Genomic DNA, 13,611 nt, shown 5'->3' with positions numbered 1-13,611 from the left:
CCCTTGTCCCAGTCTTCCCGACACTGTGTCGGGAAGATGCGGTTCGGACGGTATCAGGCCGGATCCGCGGGCCCCGCGCCGGTCAGGACAGCACCGCCTCCCGGATCACGTGCTTGGTGAGCTTGCCGGACGGGTTTCGCGGCAGTTCGTCGACAACGACCAGCTCCCGCGGGATCTTGTAGCGGGCCAGCTTGTCGGCCAGGTAGTCCCGCAACTCGTCCAGCTCGAGCGCCGCGCCACCGACGGTCGCCACCACCGCGACCACCGTCTCGCCCCACTGCGGGTGCGGCCGCCCGATCACCGCGACGTCGACGATGTCCGCGCGCGGACGGATCGCCTCCTCCACCTCCTGCGAGTAGACGTTCTCACCGCCGGTGATGATGACGTCCTTCGTACGGTCGACGATGTACAGGTAGCCGTCCTCGTCGACCCGCGCCACGTCGCCGGAGCGGTACCAGCGGCCCTCGAACACCTCGGCTGTGGCCTCGTCGTTGTCGAGATAGCCGACCATGCGGGTGTCGCTCGCGAGCCAGATCTCGCCCGTCTCCCCCGGCCCCGCGTCGACGCCGTCCGGGCGGACCACCCGCAGATCGACGCCCGGCATGCCGCCGCGCCCGATCGACCCTGCCTTCGCGATCTGCTCGTGCGGGTAGAGCGCGGTGCCGGTCGGGCCCATCTCGCTCATCCCGTACACCTGGTAGAAGCCCTCGGACCGATACGCCTGCTGCAGCTGGCGCGCCACCTCGGCACCGATCGGCGCACCGCCGTAGGTCCATCGCCGCATGGTCGAGAAGTCGTAGGCGGACATGTCGATACCTGCAGCGCGGGCGACCTGCAGCGGAGCCAGGTACGCGATCGGAGCGCCGAAGAACGCGGTGATCTTCTCGGCGCCGATGATCTCGAGGAAGGGCAGCGGCGCGTACTCGCGCATCAACACCACAGTGCCACCGAGGAACATCGTCGGGACGAACCAGACGTTGAGTGGGGCCGCGTGCCAGATCGGCATCGCGATCAGCACCCGTTCGTCGCGGTCGAGGCCGAGGGTGGTCGCGATGTACGGCGCGACGGTCGTGATCGAGCGATGCGTGTGCAGACAGCCCTTGGGGGCACTGGTGGTCCCCGACGTGTAGAGCACCTGGGCGATCTCGGTCTCCTCGACGTCGACGCCGTCCCACTCGTCGGCGACGTCCACGAGCGCGTCGAAGTCCCGATCGGCCCGGCCCTCGGCGTCGCCACCCAGCTCGGTCAGCAGCCAGTCCACCTGCGGCGCACCGGCTTCCGCGTTCGCTCGGAGACCAGCCGAGACCACACCCACCTTCGCGCCGCAATGCGTGAGCGTGTACTCGACCTCGGGGGGTGCCAGCTTGTGGTTGACCGGCACCAGCACCGCGCCCGCGCGCCACGCCCCGAAGGCCGCGATCACGAATCCGGGGGTGTTGTAGGTCATCACCGCGACCCGGTCGCCGCGCCGGACGCCCCGGCCGCGCAGCACCTCGGCCGCCCGCTTCGACGCGGCGACGAGTTCGCGATAGCTGAGGCGCTCGGCCCCACAGACCACCGCCTCCTTGTCCGGGAACTTCCGGCAGGTGCTTTCCAGCATCGTCGTCAGGTCCATGGGTCCTCCTCGGGTGGCGCCCGGCTTGTCGTCGCGGCCGGATTGCCGTCTACGGCGATTCGTTCTACAGTCGGGATCGACAAGGATTGAATCATGATTCATAGTTTTACGAAAGGCGCAGACGAGATGGCCTACCGAGCGACGGAGAAGACCCGCGCGGCCCAGGCCGAGCGCAGGGAGGTCCTGCTCGCGGAGGCCGGGAAACTGGTCGCGGCGGGTGGATTCTCCGCGGCCTCGGTCAAGGCCATCGCGGAGAACTGCGGCGTGAGCGTCGGCTCGGTGTACTCGTACTTCGACGGCAGGGCCGACCTGCTGGCCGCGGTGTTCCGCCGCGGCGCCGACCAGGAACTGAACGAAGTGCGGATTGCCGTCGCCGAACACTCGGGCGCTGCGGACCGGCTGCGCGCTCTCGTCGAGACGTTCGCCCGCCGCGCCATCCGGGGCCGCCAGATGGCCTGGTCGCTGCTGTTCGAGCCGGTCGATCCCCGGGTCGACGAGGAGCGGCTCATCTACCGCGGCTCCTACGTCGAGCTGACCACCGCGATCCTGCGCGACGGCATCGAGGAGGGCGAACTGCCCGACCAGCACGTCGGGATCGCCGCGGCCGCGCTGATCGGCGCGATCAGCGAGTCCCTCACCGGCCGACTCTCCCCCGTTCCCGTGGAGCTGCCCGAGACCTTCTCCGACGACGACATCGTCGACGCCATCCTCCAACTGTGCCTGCGCGCGGTCGGTTTCGCCGCCTGACCGCAACCGATGATCAAGAAGGAACCAACATGACGAACACAGTCGCCTCGCCGCACCGCACCCACGAGGTCTTCAACCAGGCGCCCCCGCGGGTGGAGGTCAACGAGTACACCTCGAACGTCCCGCTCGTGGAGGGCGTGCGCCGGTACGACGCCGAGTGGGCGCAGCGCGAACTCACCGAGGTCGGCACGCTGGTCGGCACTGCGGAGTTCCAGCACGACGCGGAGCTGGCCAACACCGTGCTCCCGACCCTGCACACGCACGACAAGTACGGCCATCGGATCGACGAGGTCGAGTACCACCCGAGCTACCACCGAATCATCGGCGCTGCCATCCAGCACGGCGCCCACACCTCGGCGTGGGCCGACCCGAAGCCCGGCGCCAACGTCGCCCGCGCGGCCACCTTCATGATGTTCGCCCAGGTCGAGCCCGGCCACTCCTGCCCGGTATCCATGACCCATTCGGTCGTGCCCGCCCTGGACTTCTCCCCCGAACTGGCCGAGCTGTGGCTGCCCCGCCTCTACGCCCGCGGTTACGACGGCGGCCTCGCCGCGCCCGGCAGCAAGCCCGGCGTGCTGTTCGGCATGGCGATGACCGAGAAGCAGGGCGGATCCGACGTCCGCGCCAACACCACCCGCGCCGTGCCGAACTCCGACGGCAGCTGGTCGCTGACCGGCCACAAGTGGTTCTGCTCGGCGCCGATGTCGGACGGTTTCCTGATCCTTGCGTATACGGAGGAGGGCATGTCCTGCTTCCTGGTCCCCCGGGTGCTCAAGGACGGCACCCGCAACGTCTTCCGCATCCAGCGCCTCAAGGACAAGCTCGGAAACAAGTCCAACGCCTCGTCGGAGATCGAGCTCGACGGCACGATCGGACATCTGGTCGGCGAACCGGGCCGCGGCGTCCGCACCATCATCGAGATGGTCTCGCGCACCCGCCTCGACTGCGTGTACGGCTCGGCGGCGGGCATGCGCCAGTCGGTCGCGGAGGCACTGTGGCACGTCCGCCACCGGGCCGCGTTCGGCGCGACGCTGATCGACCAGCCCGCGATGACGGCCGTCGCCGCGGACCTCGCGCTCGAATCCGAGGCCGCAACCGCGACCGCGCTGCGCCTGGCCCGTGCCCACGACGAGGACGCCGACGACACCGAGAAGGCGTTTCGCCGGCTCGCCACCGCGGTCAGCAAGTACTGGATCTGCAAGCGCGGGCCGCATCACGCCTACGAGGCGCTCGAATGCCTCGGCGGCAACGGCTACACCGAGGCGTTCCCGCTTGCGCGCCGGTACCGCGAACAGCCGGTGATGGCGGTGTGGGAGGGGTCCGGCAACGTGATCGCCCTCGACGTGCTGCGCGCCATGACGCGTGAACCCGAATCCGTCGCCGCCTTCGACGCGGAGCTCGCGCTGGCGTCAGGGGCTTCGCGGTTGTTCGACGACCACCTCGCCCGGATTCGCGGCGCGCTGGCCGAGCTCGCGACCCTCGACCCCGCGCAGGCTCAGCTGCGCGCGCGTCCCATTGCCGCCGCGATGGCCATGGGGCTGCAGGGCGCACTCCTCCTGCGCACCGCGCCGTCCGCGGTCGCCGAGGCCTTCCTGGCGGCACGGCTCGGACCCGAGCGCGACCTCGAATACGGCACGCTCCCCGTTGGCACCGACTTCGGGACGATCCTGGACCGGCACTAGCCCGAGGACGGCCGGCTCGGTGAGGACCCAGGTCCGCCGGGCCGGCCGTTCGCGCTCACTCCAGGCGCAGTGCCGCCGATCGGCTCCTGCCATCGCCTGGCTCGTCGGGGAAACCGCGCGGCTTGCGCTGCCCGAAGTTCTCCCAGATCGACACGATGAAGAGCATCGTGACCCCGGTCAGGACGACCGCGATGGTGATGCAGACGACCGCGTATCCGAACACGACCCCGATTTCCGACCAGGCCATGGCGCTACCTCCACGTCTTGGTTATGCAGTTGCACAGTGGGATGGCTACACCGTACGCCGAGGGACCCCGGGAACGCCTCGAATCCGCAGGACGCTAGGAGTCTGCCAGCCACGCCAGCATGCGGCCCTTCGACCAGCAGCGACCGATGGCCTCGGCCCTGCGCACCGACCCGTCGAACACCGCCAGGCCGATGATGCTGTGGCCGGAGGCGCGGCGATCGCCGAGTGTCGGTATCGCAGGCGCGACTCCGACCCCCTCCGCTGACACCCAAGCCACCGGCCGTCCCGCCGCCGCCTCGTCGAGGCGGTGCAGGAAGCGCAGGCGACGCTCGAGCGGGAAGCTCGAGAGCGCCCACGTCGTGGTGACGACAGGTAGCGCGTCCCCGGGCACGCGGGCGATGGCGTCGGGCAACACCTCGACGGCATCCCCCTGCAACAGCAGCGGAAGGGCCGTCGCCACCAACGCCATCTCCGCGTCGAGCCTCGCGACCCGCTCCGGCTGATCCGGCCACAGGCAGGCGCGCAACCATCGGGCCTCGTCCGCGTCGGTCACGTCGACCGGATCGAGGTCGACGCCGACCCTGGCGGCGACCTCGGGCATCGCCCGCGGCGGGACGGGCCGATCTCCCACGATCGAAGGCGACAACTGCACGGGAGACGACGGGTCGCCAAGCGATTGTCCGTCGCCGTACGTGATGCCGACGCGATCGACGGTGAGGTTGAGCCCGGCCGAACAGCCCACGTCGACCAGCCCGACCGCGTTCGCGCCAACCCGGTGCGCCGCCTCGGCAATGGCCGGATACAGCACGCCGCCGTGTCCGGTCTCGTCGGTCCGCGCCTTACGGCGCACGGCGATCGCCACGACCGAGTCGGTCATTCGCAACAGCGTGTCGATCGCAGCGGCCGCGGCCGCGTCGCCGTCCGCGGCGGCATAGGCCGCGGCGAGCGCGGGGGCGCGGCCGGCAAGGGCGAGGTCGTGCAGCGCGGCGAGGATCACCGTGGGGCGCCGCTTGCGCGCCGGCGCCGTCTCGATGGCGCGCAGAGCCTCGTCGGACTCACTCAGCGCGACGGCGACGCGTTCGTACAGCAGCGATGTTCCTGCGGCGTCGACCTCGCCGAAGCGTCGATACACCTGGGCGAGAGAGCGGGCCCCACCTGCTGGTACGGCGCGTCGTACGGTCGGACTCGGCATCGAAGGCGATTCTAGCCAGTCGACACGACAAACCTAGGAGTCCATGGCCTTTCGGATCTCGTCCAGCTTGCTCTTCGCCGCCTTCTGCCGCTCTTCCCACTGCTCCGCGACGGTGCGCCCCGCCTGCGACTCGGCGTCGAGCTCGGTGGCGCCCGCCGCGGTCCCGGCACGGGTCTCGATCTTCTCGCGTACCGAGTCGAACGTCGGCACACCGGAATCTGTGTAGTCGGGCGCGGGAATCGCGGTCGGCAACCCGGGTCCCGTCGTCGGCGCCGGGACGCCGGCCACCACCGTCGGGTCAGGCGGGATCGGCACGCCGGCCGGGAAGGGCACTTCCGCCGGGATCGGCACATCCGGCGAGGCCGGGACGTCGCCGCCGATCGCGTTCGCGGCGGCCGCGATCGACGCGAGCGCCGGTCGGCCCGCGGTCGCGGCGGCGATCGCCAGCACCAGTTCCTGGTCGGTGAGCCGGCTCAGCCCATCGGCAACGCTCTGGGAATCGGTCATGACACCTCATTCCGTCGACTTGCCGCAAGGCTACGGCAGCCCGCGTCGAGAGTGCACCTGCCGGCCAGCCTTCTCGGCCGATGGCCCGGTATGTGCACTCTCGACGGATGGGGTCAGGCCCGAAGCTGCGCACCCACCGCGGCGGATGCCGCGGCGACCGCCGCGTCCCGTGCCGCGGAGGCCTCATCCTCGGTGAGCGTCCGATCCGCGGCGCGGAACCGCAGCGCGAAGGCCAGGGACTTGCGACCCTCACCGACCTGCGCACCCTCGAACACGTCGAACAGGCGAATCTCCTCGAGCAGCTCGCCCGCGCCGGAGCGCAGCGCCGACTCGACGGTGGCGGCGGGCACGCTCGCCTCGACCACGACCGCGACATCCTGGAGAACCGCCGGGAACGGCGAGACCCGAGGCGCAGGAAGCGATTCGGTGATCGGCAGCGCGGTCAGGTCGATCTCCACCGCACAGGTACGCGGCGGCAACCCGCTGCGCTCGAGCACGGCCGGGTGCAGCTCACCCGCGTGCCCGACGACGATTCCGTCGACCAGCAGTTCGGCGCCGCGGCCGGGGTGCCATGGCAGGTACTGAGCCGCCCTGCGCTCGAGGGACACGCCCGCCGCCTCGGCGATCGTCTCCGCTGCCGCGAAGGCATCGGAGGCCTCCACTGCGCGGCCCGAGCCCCACGGCCCGCTCGGCTCCCTGAGCCCGGTCAGCACCGCGGCGACGTGGGTCGGCTGCGCGGGCAGCGACTTCAGCAGATCCGCGATCTGGTCGTCGGTCGGGCGACGGTCCACCGGCAGTGCCTGCACCGGCTTGGTGTCGGGTCCCGGAAGGACGACCTGCGCGATGCCGAACAACGCGAGGTCGCGCTGTCCACGAGAAGTGTTGCGGGACAGGATCTCCAACAGACCCGGCAGCAGGGTGCTCGCCAGCTCGGGACGGTCGGACTCGAGCGGGTTGAGCACCTTCGAGGTGTTGCGGCGCGGATCGTCGGCGTCGAGGCCCCAGGTCTCGAACACCCCGGTGGGCAGGAACACCGTCGGCAGCACCTCGACGTACCCGTCGAACGCGAGCGCCCGACCGACGGCGCGACGGCGACGCTGCTGCGGGGTGAGGCCACGACCGGCGGGCGCGGCGGGCAGCACGGACGGGATCTGCTCGAGGCCCTCGAGGCGCAGCACCTCCTCCACCAGGTCCGCGGGCTGCTCCAGGTCCGGCCGCCAGGTGGGCGGGGTGACCACGAGCTGGCCGTGGCCGGACTCGCTGACCCCCACGTCCACGGCGCAGCCGACCTGGGTCAGCCGCCTGGCCGCGGTGCCGTTCGGGTACGTCACGCCAGCGACCCGGTCGGGCAGGTCGATGTCCATGCGGATCGGAGCGGGCTCGTCGACGCCGCCGACATCGGTCAGCACCGGTTCGATCCGGCCGCCCGCGATCTCCACCAGGAGCGCGGCCGCACGGTCGAGCGCGGCAGTCGGCAGGGCCTGGTCCACCACGCGCTCGTAACGCTTGCTGGCCTCGCTGATCAACTTGTGCCTGCGGGATGTCCGGAACACTGCGAGCGGGTTCCAGATCGCGGCCTCGAGCAGCACCTCGGTGGTCCCGGCGCCGACCTCGGTGCTGGCACCGCCCATCACACCCGCGAGGGAGACCGCGCCCGTGTCGTCGGCGATCACCACGTCCTCGGCGTCGAGGGTCCGCTCCACCCCGTCGAGGGTGGTCAGCTTCTCGTCAGCGGCGGCCCGGCGCACGACGAGTCCACCGGTCAGCTTGTTCGCGTCGAAGGCGTGCAGCGGCTGTCCCAGCTCGAGCAGCACGTAGTTGGTGACGTCGACAGCCGGGGAGATCGGACGCACCCCGGAGAGCAGCAGCCTGCGCTGCAACCACCACGGGGAGACCGCGGCGGGGTCGATCCCGGTGACGCGACGCAGTGCGAAGCGCGGCGACCCGGACTCGGGCAGCACGGTCAGCGGCCACGCCTCCCCGTCCGACCCGTGCGTGGGCAGCACAGCGGGATCGGCGAACTCGAGGTCGAACCCACAGGCCAGCTCCCTGGTCAGTCCGCGAACCGAGAAGCAGTACCCGCGGTCGGGGGTGATGTTCAGCTCGATGATCGTGTCGCCGAGTCCGAGCAGGTCGTTGGCGTCGGCACCGGGCTCGGCCGTACCCGGCTCGAGCACAAGGATGCCCGAATGGTCCTTGCCGATCCCGAGTTCGGCGACCGAGCAGATCATCCCGTCGGACACCTGGCCGTAGGTCTTGCGCGCGGCGATCTTGAAGTCACCGGGCAGCACCGCGCCGGGCAGTGCCGCGACGATCAGGTCACCCTCGGCGAAGTTCCTTGCACCGCAGACGATTCCGCGCGGCTCCGACTCGCCGACGTCGACCTGGCACATCCGGATCGGCTTCTTGAACTCGGTGAGCTCGGTGATCGAGACGACCCGACCCACCACCAGCGGCCCCGGCACCCGGTGCAGGACGTCGACCTCCTCGACCTCGAGGCCGACGCGCACGAAACCGGCGTCCAACTCCTCGGCCGTCACCTCCCAGTCGGGGGTCGCCCGCTGCAGGATCTCGGTCAGCCACGATTGCGCTACTCGCACGTCTACTCAGCTCTCTCGTTCTCGAGGTCTCTATGGTCTGGGCATTCCGCAGGCTCCACGCCTGTCAGGCCCTGACACCGAAGGGCTGCGTGAATCGCACGTCGCCCTCGACGATGTCGCGCATGTCCGGGATGCCGTTGCGGAACTGCAGGGTTCGCTCCAGGCCCATGCCGAACGCAAATCCGGAATACTCGTCGGGGTCGATTCCGCTGGCCCGCAACACCTTCGGGTTGACCATGCCGCAGCCACCCCACTCGACCCAGCCGGCGCCGCCCTTCTTGCCGGGGAACCACACATCCACCTCGGCGGACGGCTCGGTGAACGGGAAGTAGTTGGGTCGCATCCGGGTCCTGGTGTCCGGGCCGAACAGCGCCCGGGCGAAGGCGTCGAGGGTGCCGCGCAGGTGCGCCATGGTCAGGCCCTTGTCGATCGCGAGCCCCTCCAGCTGGGAGAAGACCGGCGTGTGCGTGGCATCCAGCTCGTCGGTCCGGAAGGTGCGCCCCGGGCACACCACGTAGATCGGCACCTCCCGCGAGAGCATGGTGCGGACCTGAACCGGTGAGGTGTGCGTGCGCAGCACCTGTCGCGAGCCCTCGGGCGCGATGTGGAAGGTGTCCTGCATGGTGCGGGCTGGATGGTCCGGCAGGAAGTTGAGCGCGTCGAAGTTGAAGTGCTCGGTCTCGACCTCGGGACCCTCGGCGACCTCCCAGCCCATCGCGACGAACACGTCGGAGACCTGCTCGGAGATGATGGTGATCGGGTGGCGGGCGCCCACCGGACGGCGCTGGGCGGGCAGCGTCACGTCGATCGCCTCCGCGACGAGCACGGCGGCATCGCGCTCGGCCAGGAGCACCTCACGACGGGCATCGAATGCGGTGGTGGCCCTGGTACGCGCCGCGTTGACCCGCTTGCCCGCGTCCGCCTTCTCCTTGCCTGGCAACGCGCCGAGGGCACGCCGGACGAGCGACAGCGGAGCCTTGTCGCCCAGGTGGTCGATCTTCGCCTTGGCCAACGCATCGAGATCGCCTGCGGCGCCGAACGCCGACTCGGCCTGCTCGGCCGCGGCACCGAGCGCGTCTTCGGTCAGCGCCTCGGTGTCGATCGGTCCTGAACTCTCGGCCTCGTTCTTTGCCACGGCTGGTCAAACTCCTCGTCGATGGTCGTCGCGCCGCGCGCACCCGGCGCACGGCAGAACAATCCTAGGTTGTCGGTCGGTCCTGCCGATGCTGCACCCGCGCGCTCGCGTACAGGCAGATGGCGGCGGCGGTCGCCAGGTTCAGGCTCTCCGCGCGGCCGTGGATGGGAATCCGCACCCGATGGTCGGCCCTCGCGGCGATCGCCGGGTCCAGCCCGTGCGCCTCGTTGCCGAACAGCCAGGCGGTCGGCCGGGCCAGCAAGTCGTCCGCATCGTCGAGGTCGACCTCGCCGTCCGCCGCGGTCGCCAGGATCTGCACACCCGCGGAGGTGATCTGCTCGAGCACAAGGGCCACGTCCCGCTCCCGCGCGATCGGCAGGTGGAAGACGCTGCCCGCCGAGGAGCGCACGCACTTGCCGTTGTGCGGGTCGACGCTGTCGCCTGCCAGGATCGCCGCGTCGGCTCCGACCGCGTCCGCGACCCGGATCACCGTGCCGGCGTTGCCCGGCTCGGACACCGAGACGGGGACGGCCAGCAACCTGGGCGATCCGTCCAACGCGTCGCCGAGCGGAACGTCCAGGAGTCCGCAGACCGCGACGAGCCCCGGCGGGGTCACCGTGTCGCTCAGCGACCTGGCGGCCCGCTCGGTGATCGGCGAAACCCGAACGCCGGCGGCGGTGGCCTTTGCGATCAGCTCGCCGTACCTGGCGGCGGCCTCGTCGGTGAAGAAGAGCTCCTCCACGCGACCGGTGGCGAGCGCCGCGGTCACCGAGTTCGCGCCCTCGGCGAGGAAGCGCCCCGCCTTCTTCCGCTCGGCGCCGCGCAGCAGCTTGACAGCAGAAACGACCCGTGGAGTCCGCTCGGTGAACGGGTCCACGGGTCGCTCCTGGTTCAGCTTGCTCAGGCTGCTTCCCCGGCGGGGGCGTTCACGTCGGCCGGCAGAGCGGCCTTGGCGATGGCCACCAGGCCGGCAAAGGCCTCGGCGTCGGAGACGGCCAGCTCGGCGAGGATCTTGCGGTCGACCTCGACACCCGCGGCGTTCAGGCCCTGGATGAAGCGGTTGTAGGTCATGTCGTTCGCGCGCGCGGCGGCGTTGATACGCGTGATCCACAGCTTGCGGAAGTCACCCTTGCGCGCGCGGCGGTCGCGGTACGCGTAGGTGAGCGAGTGGAGCTGCTGCTCCTTGGCCTTGGTGTACAGGCGCGAGCGCTGTCCACGGTAGCCCTTGGAGGCCTCAAGAATTGAACGACGCTTCTTCTGGGCGTTGACCGCCCTCTTTACGCGTGCCACTGGGAAATCCTGTCAATCTCGGAGCGCGACGGGCGCCCCTGGTTGGTCAAAAAGTGCTGGTCTCGATCAGATGCCGAGCAGGCGCTTGATGCGCGGGGTGTCAGCCTTGCTGACGACGGCCTTGCCATCGAGGCGACGGGTCACCTTGGTGGGCTTGTGCTCGAGCAGGTGGCGACGGCCGGCCTTCTGGCGCAGGATCTTGCCGCTGCCGGACACCTTGAATCGCTTCGAGGTGCCGCTGTGGCTCTTCATCTTGGGCATGGAGTCCTCAGTTCTGTGTTTCTTCGGTACTGCGTTCGGTCGAGACGGTCTTGCTAGCTGGTCGGCGCCTCGGGTGCCGCGCCTTCGGCCGGAGCCTCGGGTGCGGCGGCGGGGGCCTCCGGCACGGGCGGCGCCGAGGCGGGCCTCGGAACCTGGGGCACCGGAGCCTGCGCGCTCTCCTGCGCCTTGACGCGGGTCTTCGCGCCCTTGTGCGGGGCGAGGACCATCGTCATGTTCCGGCCGTCCTGCTTCGCCGAGGTCTCGACGAAGCCGAGGTCGGCGACATCGGCACCGAGGCGCTGCAGCAGCCGGAAGCCCAGCTCGGGGCGGGACTGCTCGCGACCGCGGAACATGATGGTGACCTTGACCTTGGACCCGGCCTCGAGGAAGCGAACGACGTTGCGCTTCTTGGTCTCGTAATCGTGGTCGTCGATCTTCGGACGGAGCTTCTGCTCCTTGATCACGGTCAGGGTCTGGTTCTTGCGCGATTCGCGCGCCTTCTGCGCGGCCTCGTACTTGAACTTGCCGTAGTCCATGATCTTGCACACCGGCGGACGGGCGTCGGGCGCCACCTCGACCAGGTCGAGATCGGCCTCGAGGGCCAAGCGGAGTGCATCTTCAACACGCACGATCCCGACCTGCTCACCGCCAGGTCCGACGAGTCGAACCTCGGGTACGCGGATGCGATCGTTGATGCGGGTCTCAGTGCTGATGGGGCCTCCTAGGTTGAGCGGCGTGGTCGTCCTGACCGCCGGCAGCCCGTTGCCCGCTCTCTCCCAACAAAAGAGCCCCGCTGGATTTTCACCATGCGAGGCCCGATGTCGACCGGTTCGATGCCCGCCGCGATCGCTCGCGGCCACCATCCCCTCACGAGAGGGAACCCGTCCCCTGACATGATCTCCACACGGAACACCGTGTCGAGGCCAAGCCCTGAGGGCGGGCGACCGGACCGCTGACCAGCGCGTTTGAGGCGCCAGATAACGGTGGGAGTCGGACTCCACTTGCTGCCCCCAACGTCGTCGGGGGCGGTCGTGTATGGAAGTCTAGCAGGCATGACAGAGCAAACTCACACGGGCGACGTCCGCGAGCTGGCCGATGTGCCCGCAGTGGAGGTCATCAGCCGCGCCGCAGTGATGCTGATGAGCTCGGCCGCCGAGAAGCTCGGCCTCTCCTCGCCCGACCCCGACGAGAGCGACCATCTCGACCTGGACGAGGCCCGCCGGGTGATCACCGCACTCGCGGGCCTGGTCACCGCCTCGGTGGAGTACCTCGGGCCGCATGCGGGTCCGATCCGCGAGGGACTGCAGGCACTCCAGCGCGCCTTCCGCGAGGCATCCGCCCATCCCGACGAGCCCGGCAACGGGCCGGGCGAGAAGTACACCGGCCCCGTCTACTGATCCCCGCCCCCGGCTGCCGTCGAGTGACCCGTTCACGCGATGGCGGCCGGGGTTTGCGGCGATACTGGATTCCGTGGCGAACAAGACCCAGCCGACAGGTGCCGACGTCGACGCGTTCCTCGGCACGCTGCCCGACGATGCGACGCGGGCAGACTGCGAACGCCTGATCGACCTCATGCGCACCGCCACCGGCGAACCGGCCGCCATGTGGGGTTCGAGCATCATCGGGTTCGGCGACCGCTCCTACCGCTATGCCAGCGGACACACCGGCAATACGGCGCTGATCGGCTTCGCCCCCCGATCGACCGCCCTCACCCTCTATCTGAGCCTGAACCTGGACGACCACCGCGACGCCCTGCAGCGCCTCGGCAAGCACAGGACCGGCAAGGGCTGCCTCTACGTCAAGCGCCTCGCCGACGTCGACGAGTCCGAACTCCGCGCGCTGATCGAGTCCTCGGTGCGCGCCGCCCGCGCGCTGTCCGTCGACTCCTGAGCGGACGCGATCAGCGCGCCGAGCAGCAGCGTTCCGCCGACCGACGAACCCCGCAGCGCGTAGTGATGGACGTCACAATTCTTCGAGGAAGTCCGCCGGCAGATTCCGTACGCACGTCCAGTCCCGCTCGTGTACAAAGATTCCGGATCGGGGGATCACATTCGCTCTGCCCGCCCCAGTCGTCCTGTATCCGGGGATGGGGCAACAGCTCGATTCGTCTCCAGCCAATGACGTCGCCGGCTCGCCGGCGGCTCAGAACTGAACACCGCAGATCGCAATGAAGGAGCTCACATGCCCAACCCCAGTGACATCGACGCCCTGTTCGGATCGATTGCCAACATCATCAACTCCGCGCTCGCGGGCGGCTCGTCCGTTCCCACCGAGACCGGCACGGTCTAACGAACGGTCGACTACAGACAGCAGTGCGGGCCGGGTCCTCGTGACC

14 protein-coding genes are annotated in these 13,611 nt (G+C 69.8%); 4 read left to right on the top strand and 10 right to left on the bottom strand.

Features of this window, described 5'->3' with window-relative positions; genetic code table 11:
• Positions 1-82: 82 nt before the first annotated feature.
• On the bottom strand, positions 83-1,615 hold the full coding sequence (locus tag ACWFRB_RS22925) for a class I adenylate-forming enzyme family protein (RefSeq protein ID WP_452643542.1): 1,533 nt from the start codon (positions 1,613-1,615) through the stop codon (positions 83-85).
• Between the two features lie 93 nt (positions 1,616-1,708).
• Between ACWFRB_RS22925 and ACWFRB_RS22920 the strand changes: the two genes are divergently transcribed.
• Together ACWFRB_RS22920 and ACWFRB_RS22915 are read left to right on the top strand one after the other, a co-directional pair.
• Entirely contained in the window at positions 1,709-2,362 is a 654-nt protein-coding gene (locus tag ACWFRB_RS22920; RefSeq protein ID WP_452643541.1) for a TetR/AcrR family transcriptional regulator, read from the top strand.
• 29 nt (positions 2,363-2,391) lie between these two features.
• Positions 2,392-4,044 carry an acyl-CoA dehydrogenase family protein gene (locus ACWFRB_RS22915; RefSeq protein ID WP_452643540.1) on the top strand — a complete coding sequence of 551 codons (1,653 nt, stop codon included), beginning with the start codon at positions 2,392-2,394 and terminating at the stop codon, positions 4,042-4,044.
• 55 nt (positions 4,045-4,099) lie between these two features.
• Here the strand turns inward: ACWFRB_RS22915 and ACWFRB_RS22910 are convergent, their stop codons facing one another.
• The 9 genes from ACWFRB_RS22910 to infC form a co-directional block, all read right to left on the bottom strand.
• A complete protein-coding gene (locus ACWFRB_RS22910; RefSeq protein ID WP_452643539.1) occupies positions 4,100-4,291 on the bottom strand; it encodes a hypothetical protein in 192 nt (63 codons plus the stop codon).
• Positions 4,292-4,385: 94 nt separating this feature from the next.
• Positions 4,386-5,483, bottom strand: coding sequence for a DUF2332 domain-containing protein (locus ACWFRB_RS22905; RefSeq protein WP_452643538.1), 1,098 nt, complete (start codon positions 5,481-5,483; stop codon positions 4,386-4,388).
• Positions 5,484-5,516: 33 nt separating this feature from the next.
• On the bottom strand, positions 5,517-5,990 hold the full coding sequence (locus tag ACWFRB_RS22900) for a PspA/IM30 family protein (RefSeq protein ID WP_452643537.1): 474 nt from the start codon (positions 5,988-5,990) through the stop codon (positions 5,517-5,519).
• 113 nt (positions 5,991-6,103) lie between these two features.
• Positions 6,104-8,590 (bottom strand): phenylalanine--tRNA ligase subunit beta, encoded by a 2,487-nt coding sequence (pheT, locus tag ACWFRB_RS22895; protein ID WP_452643536.1) that lies wholly within the window; start codon positions 8,588-8,590, stop codon positions 6,104-6,106.
• Positions 8,591-8,654: 64 nt separating this feature from the next.
• Positions 8,655-9,725, bottom strand: a complete 1,071-nt coding sequence (pheS, locus tag ACWFRB_RS22890; protein ID WP_452643535.1) for a phenylalanine--tRNA ligase subunit alpha — start codon at positions 9,723-9,725, stop codon at positions 8,655-8,657.
• Positions 9,726-9,789: 64 nt separating this feature from the next.
• Complete coding sequence (locus ACWFRB_RS22885; protein WP_452643534.1) at positions 9,790-10,602, bottom strand: TrmH family RNA methyltransferase; 813 nt, start codon at positions 10,600-10,602, stop codon at positions 9,790-9,792.
• A gap of 23 nt (positions 10,603-10,625) precedes the next feature.
• A complete protein-coding gene (gene rplT, locus ACWFRB_RS22880) occupies positions 10,626-11,015 on the bottom strand; it encodes a 50S ribosomal protein L20 (RefSeq protein WP_027503191.1) in 390 nt (129 codons plus the stop codon).
• A gap of 66 nt (positions 11,016-11,081) precedes the next feature.
• Positions 11,082-11,276 carry a 50S ribosomal protein L35 gene (gene rpmI, locus ACWFRB_RS22875; protein WP_027503190.1) on the bottom strand — a complete coding sequence of 65 codons (195 nt, stop codon included), beginning with the start codon at positions 11,274-11,276 and terminating at the stop codon, positions 11,082-11,084.
• Between the two features lie 53 nt (positions 11,277-11,329).
• Positions 11,330-12,034 (bottom strand): translation initiation factor IF-3, encoded by a 705-nt coding sequence (gene infC / locus ACWFRB_RS22870; protein WP_097213247.1) that lies wholly within the window; start codon positions 12,032-12,034, stop codon positions 11,330-11,332.
• Positions 12,035-12,328: 294 nt separating this feature from the next.
• On the opposite strand from infC, the gene ACWFRB_RS22865 reads away from it, so the two are divergent.
• Complete coding sequence (locus ACWFRB_RS22865; protein ID WP_077041805.1) at positions 12,329-12,673, top strand: DUF1844 domain-containing protein; 345 nt, start codon at positions 12,329-12,331, stop codon at positions 12,671-12,673.
• Between the two features lie 73 nt (positions 12,674-12,746).
• The gene (locus ACWFRB_RS22860; RefSeq protein WP_452643533.1) at positions 12,747-13,166 is read left to right on the top strand and encodes a DUF1801 domain-containing protein; all 420 of its coding nucleotides are present in this window, start codon (positions 12,747-12,749) and stop codon (positions 13,164-13,166) included.
• Positions 13,167-13,611 lie beyond the last annotated feature (445 nt).

The organism is Rhodococcus sp. NPDC055112, assembly GCF_053607505.1.
Note: the sequence above shows the minus strand (reverse complement) of the source record. Positions and strands in the feature narration are given on the sequence as shown.

What these genes read in the sequence shown, in the direction of transcription:
- ACWFRB_RS22910 (WP_452643539.1), bottom strand. Translation starts at nt 4,291, where the DNA reads ATGGCCTGGTCGGAAATCGGGGTCGTGTTCGGATACGCGGTCGTCTGC.
- ACWFRB_RS22925 (WP_452643542.1), bottom strand. Translation starts at nt 1,615, where the DNA reads ATGGACCTGACGACGATGCTGGAAAGCACCTGCCGGAAGTTCCCGGAC.
- ACWFRB_RS22920 (WP_452643541.1), top strand. Translation starts at nt 1,709, where the DNA reads ATGATTCATAGTTTTACGAAAGGCGCAGACGAGATGGCCTACCGAGCG.
- ACWFRB_RS22905 (WP_452643538.1), bottom strand. Translation starts at nt 5,483, where the DNA reads ATGCCGAGTCCGACCGTACGACGCGCCGTACCAGCAGGTGGGGCCCGC.
- ACWFRB_RS22865 (WP_077041805.1), top strand. Translation starts at nt 12,329, where the DNA reads ATGACAGAGCAAACTCACACGGGCGACGTCCGCGAGCTGGCCGATGTG.
- rpmI (WP_027503190.1), bottom strand. Translation starts at nt 11,276, where the DNA reads ATGCCCAAGATGAAGAGCCACAGCGGCACCTCGAAGCGATTCAAGGTG.
- ACWFRB_RS22900 (WP_452643537.1), bottom strand. Translation starts at nt 5,990, where the DNA reads ATGACCGATTCCCAGAGCGTTGCCGATGGGCTGAGCCGGCTCACCGAC.
- ACWFRB_RS22915 (WP_452643540.1), top strand. Translation starts at nt 2,392, where the DNA reads ATGACGAACACAGTCGCCTCGCCGCACCGCACCCACGAGGTCTTCAAC.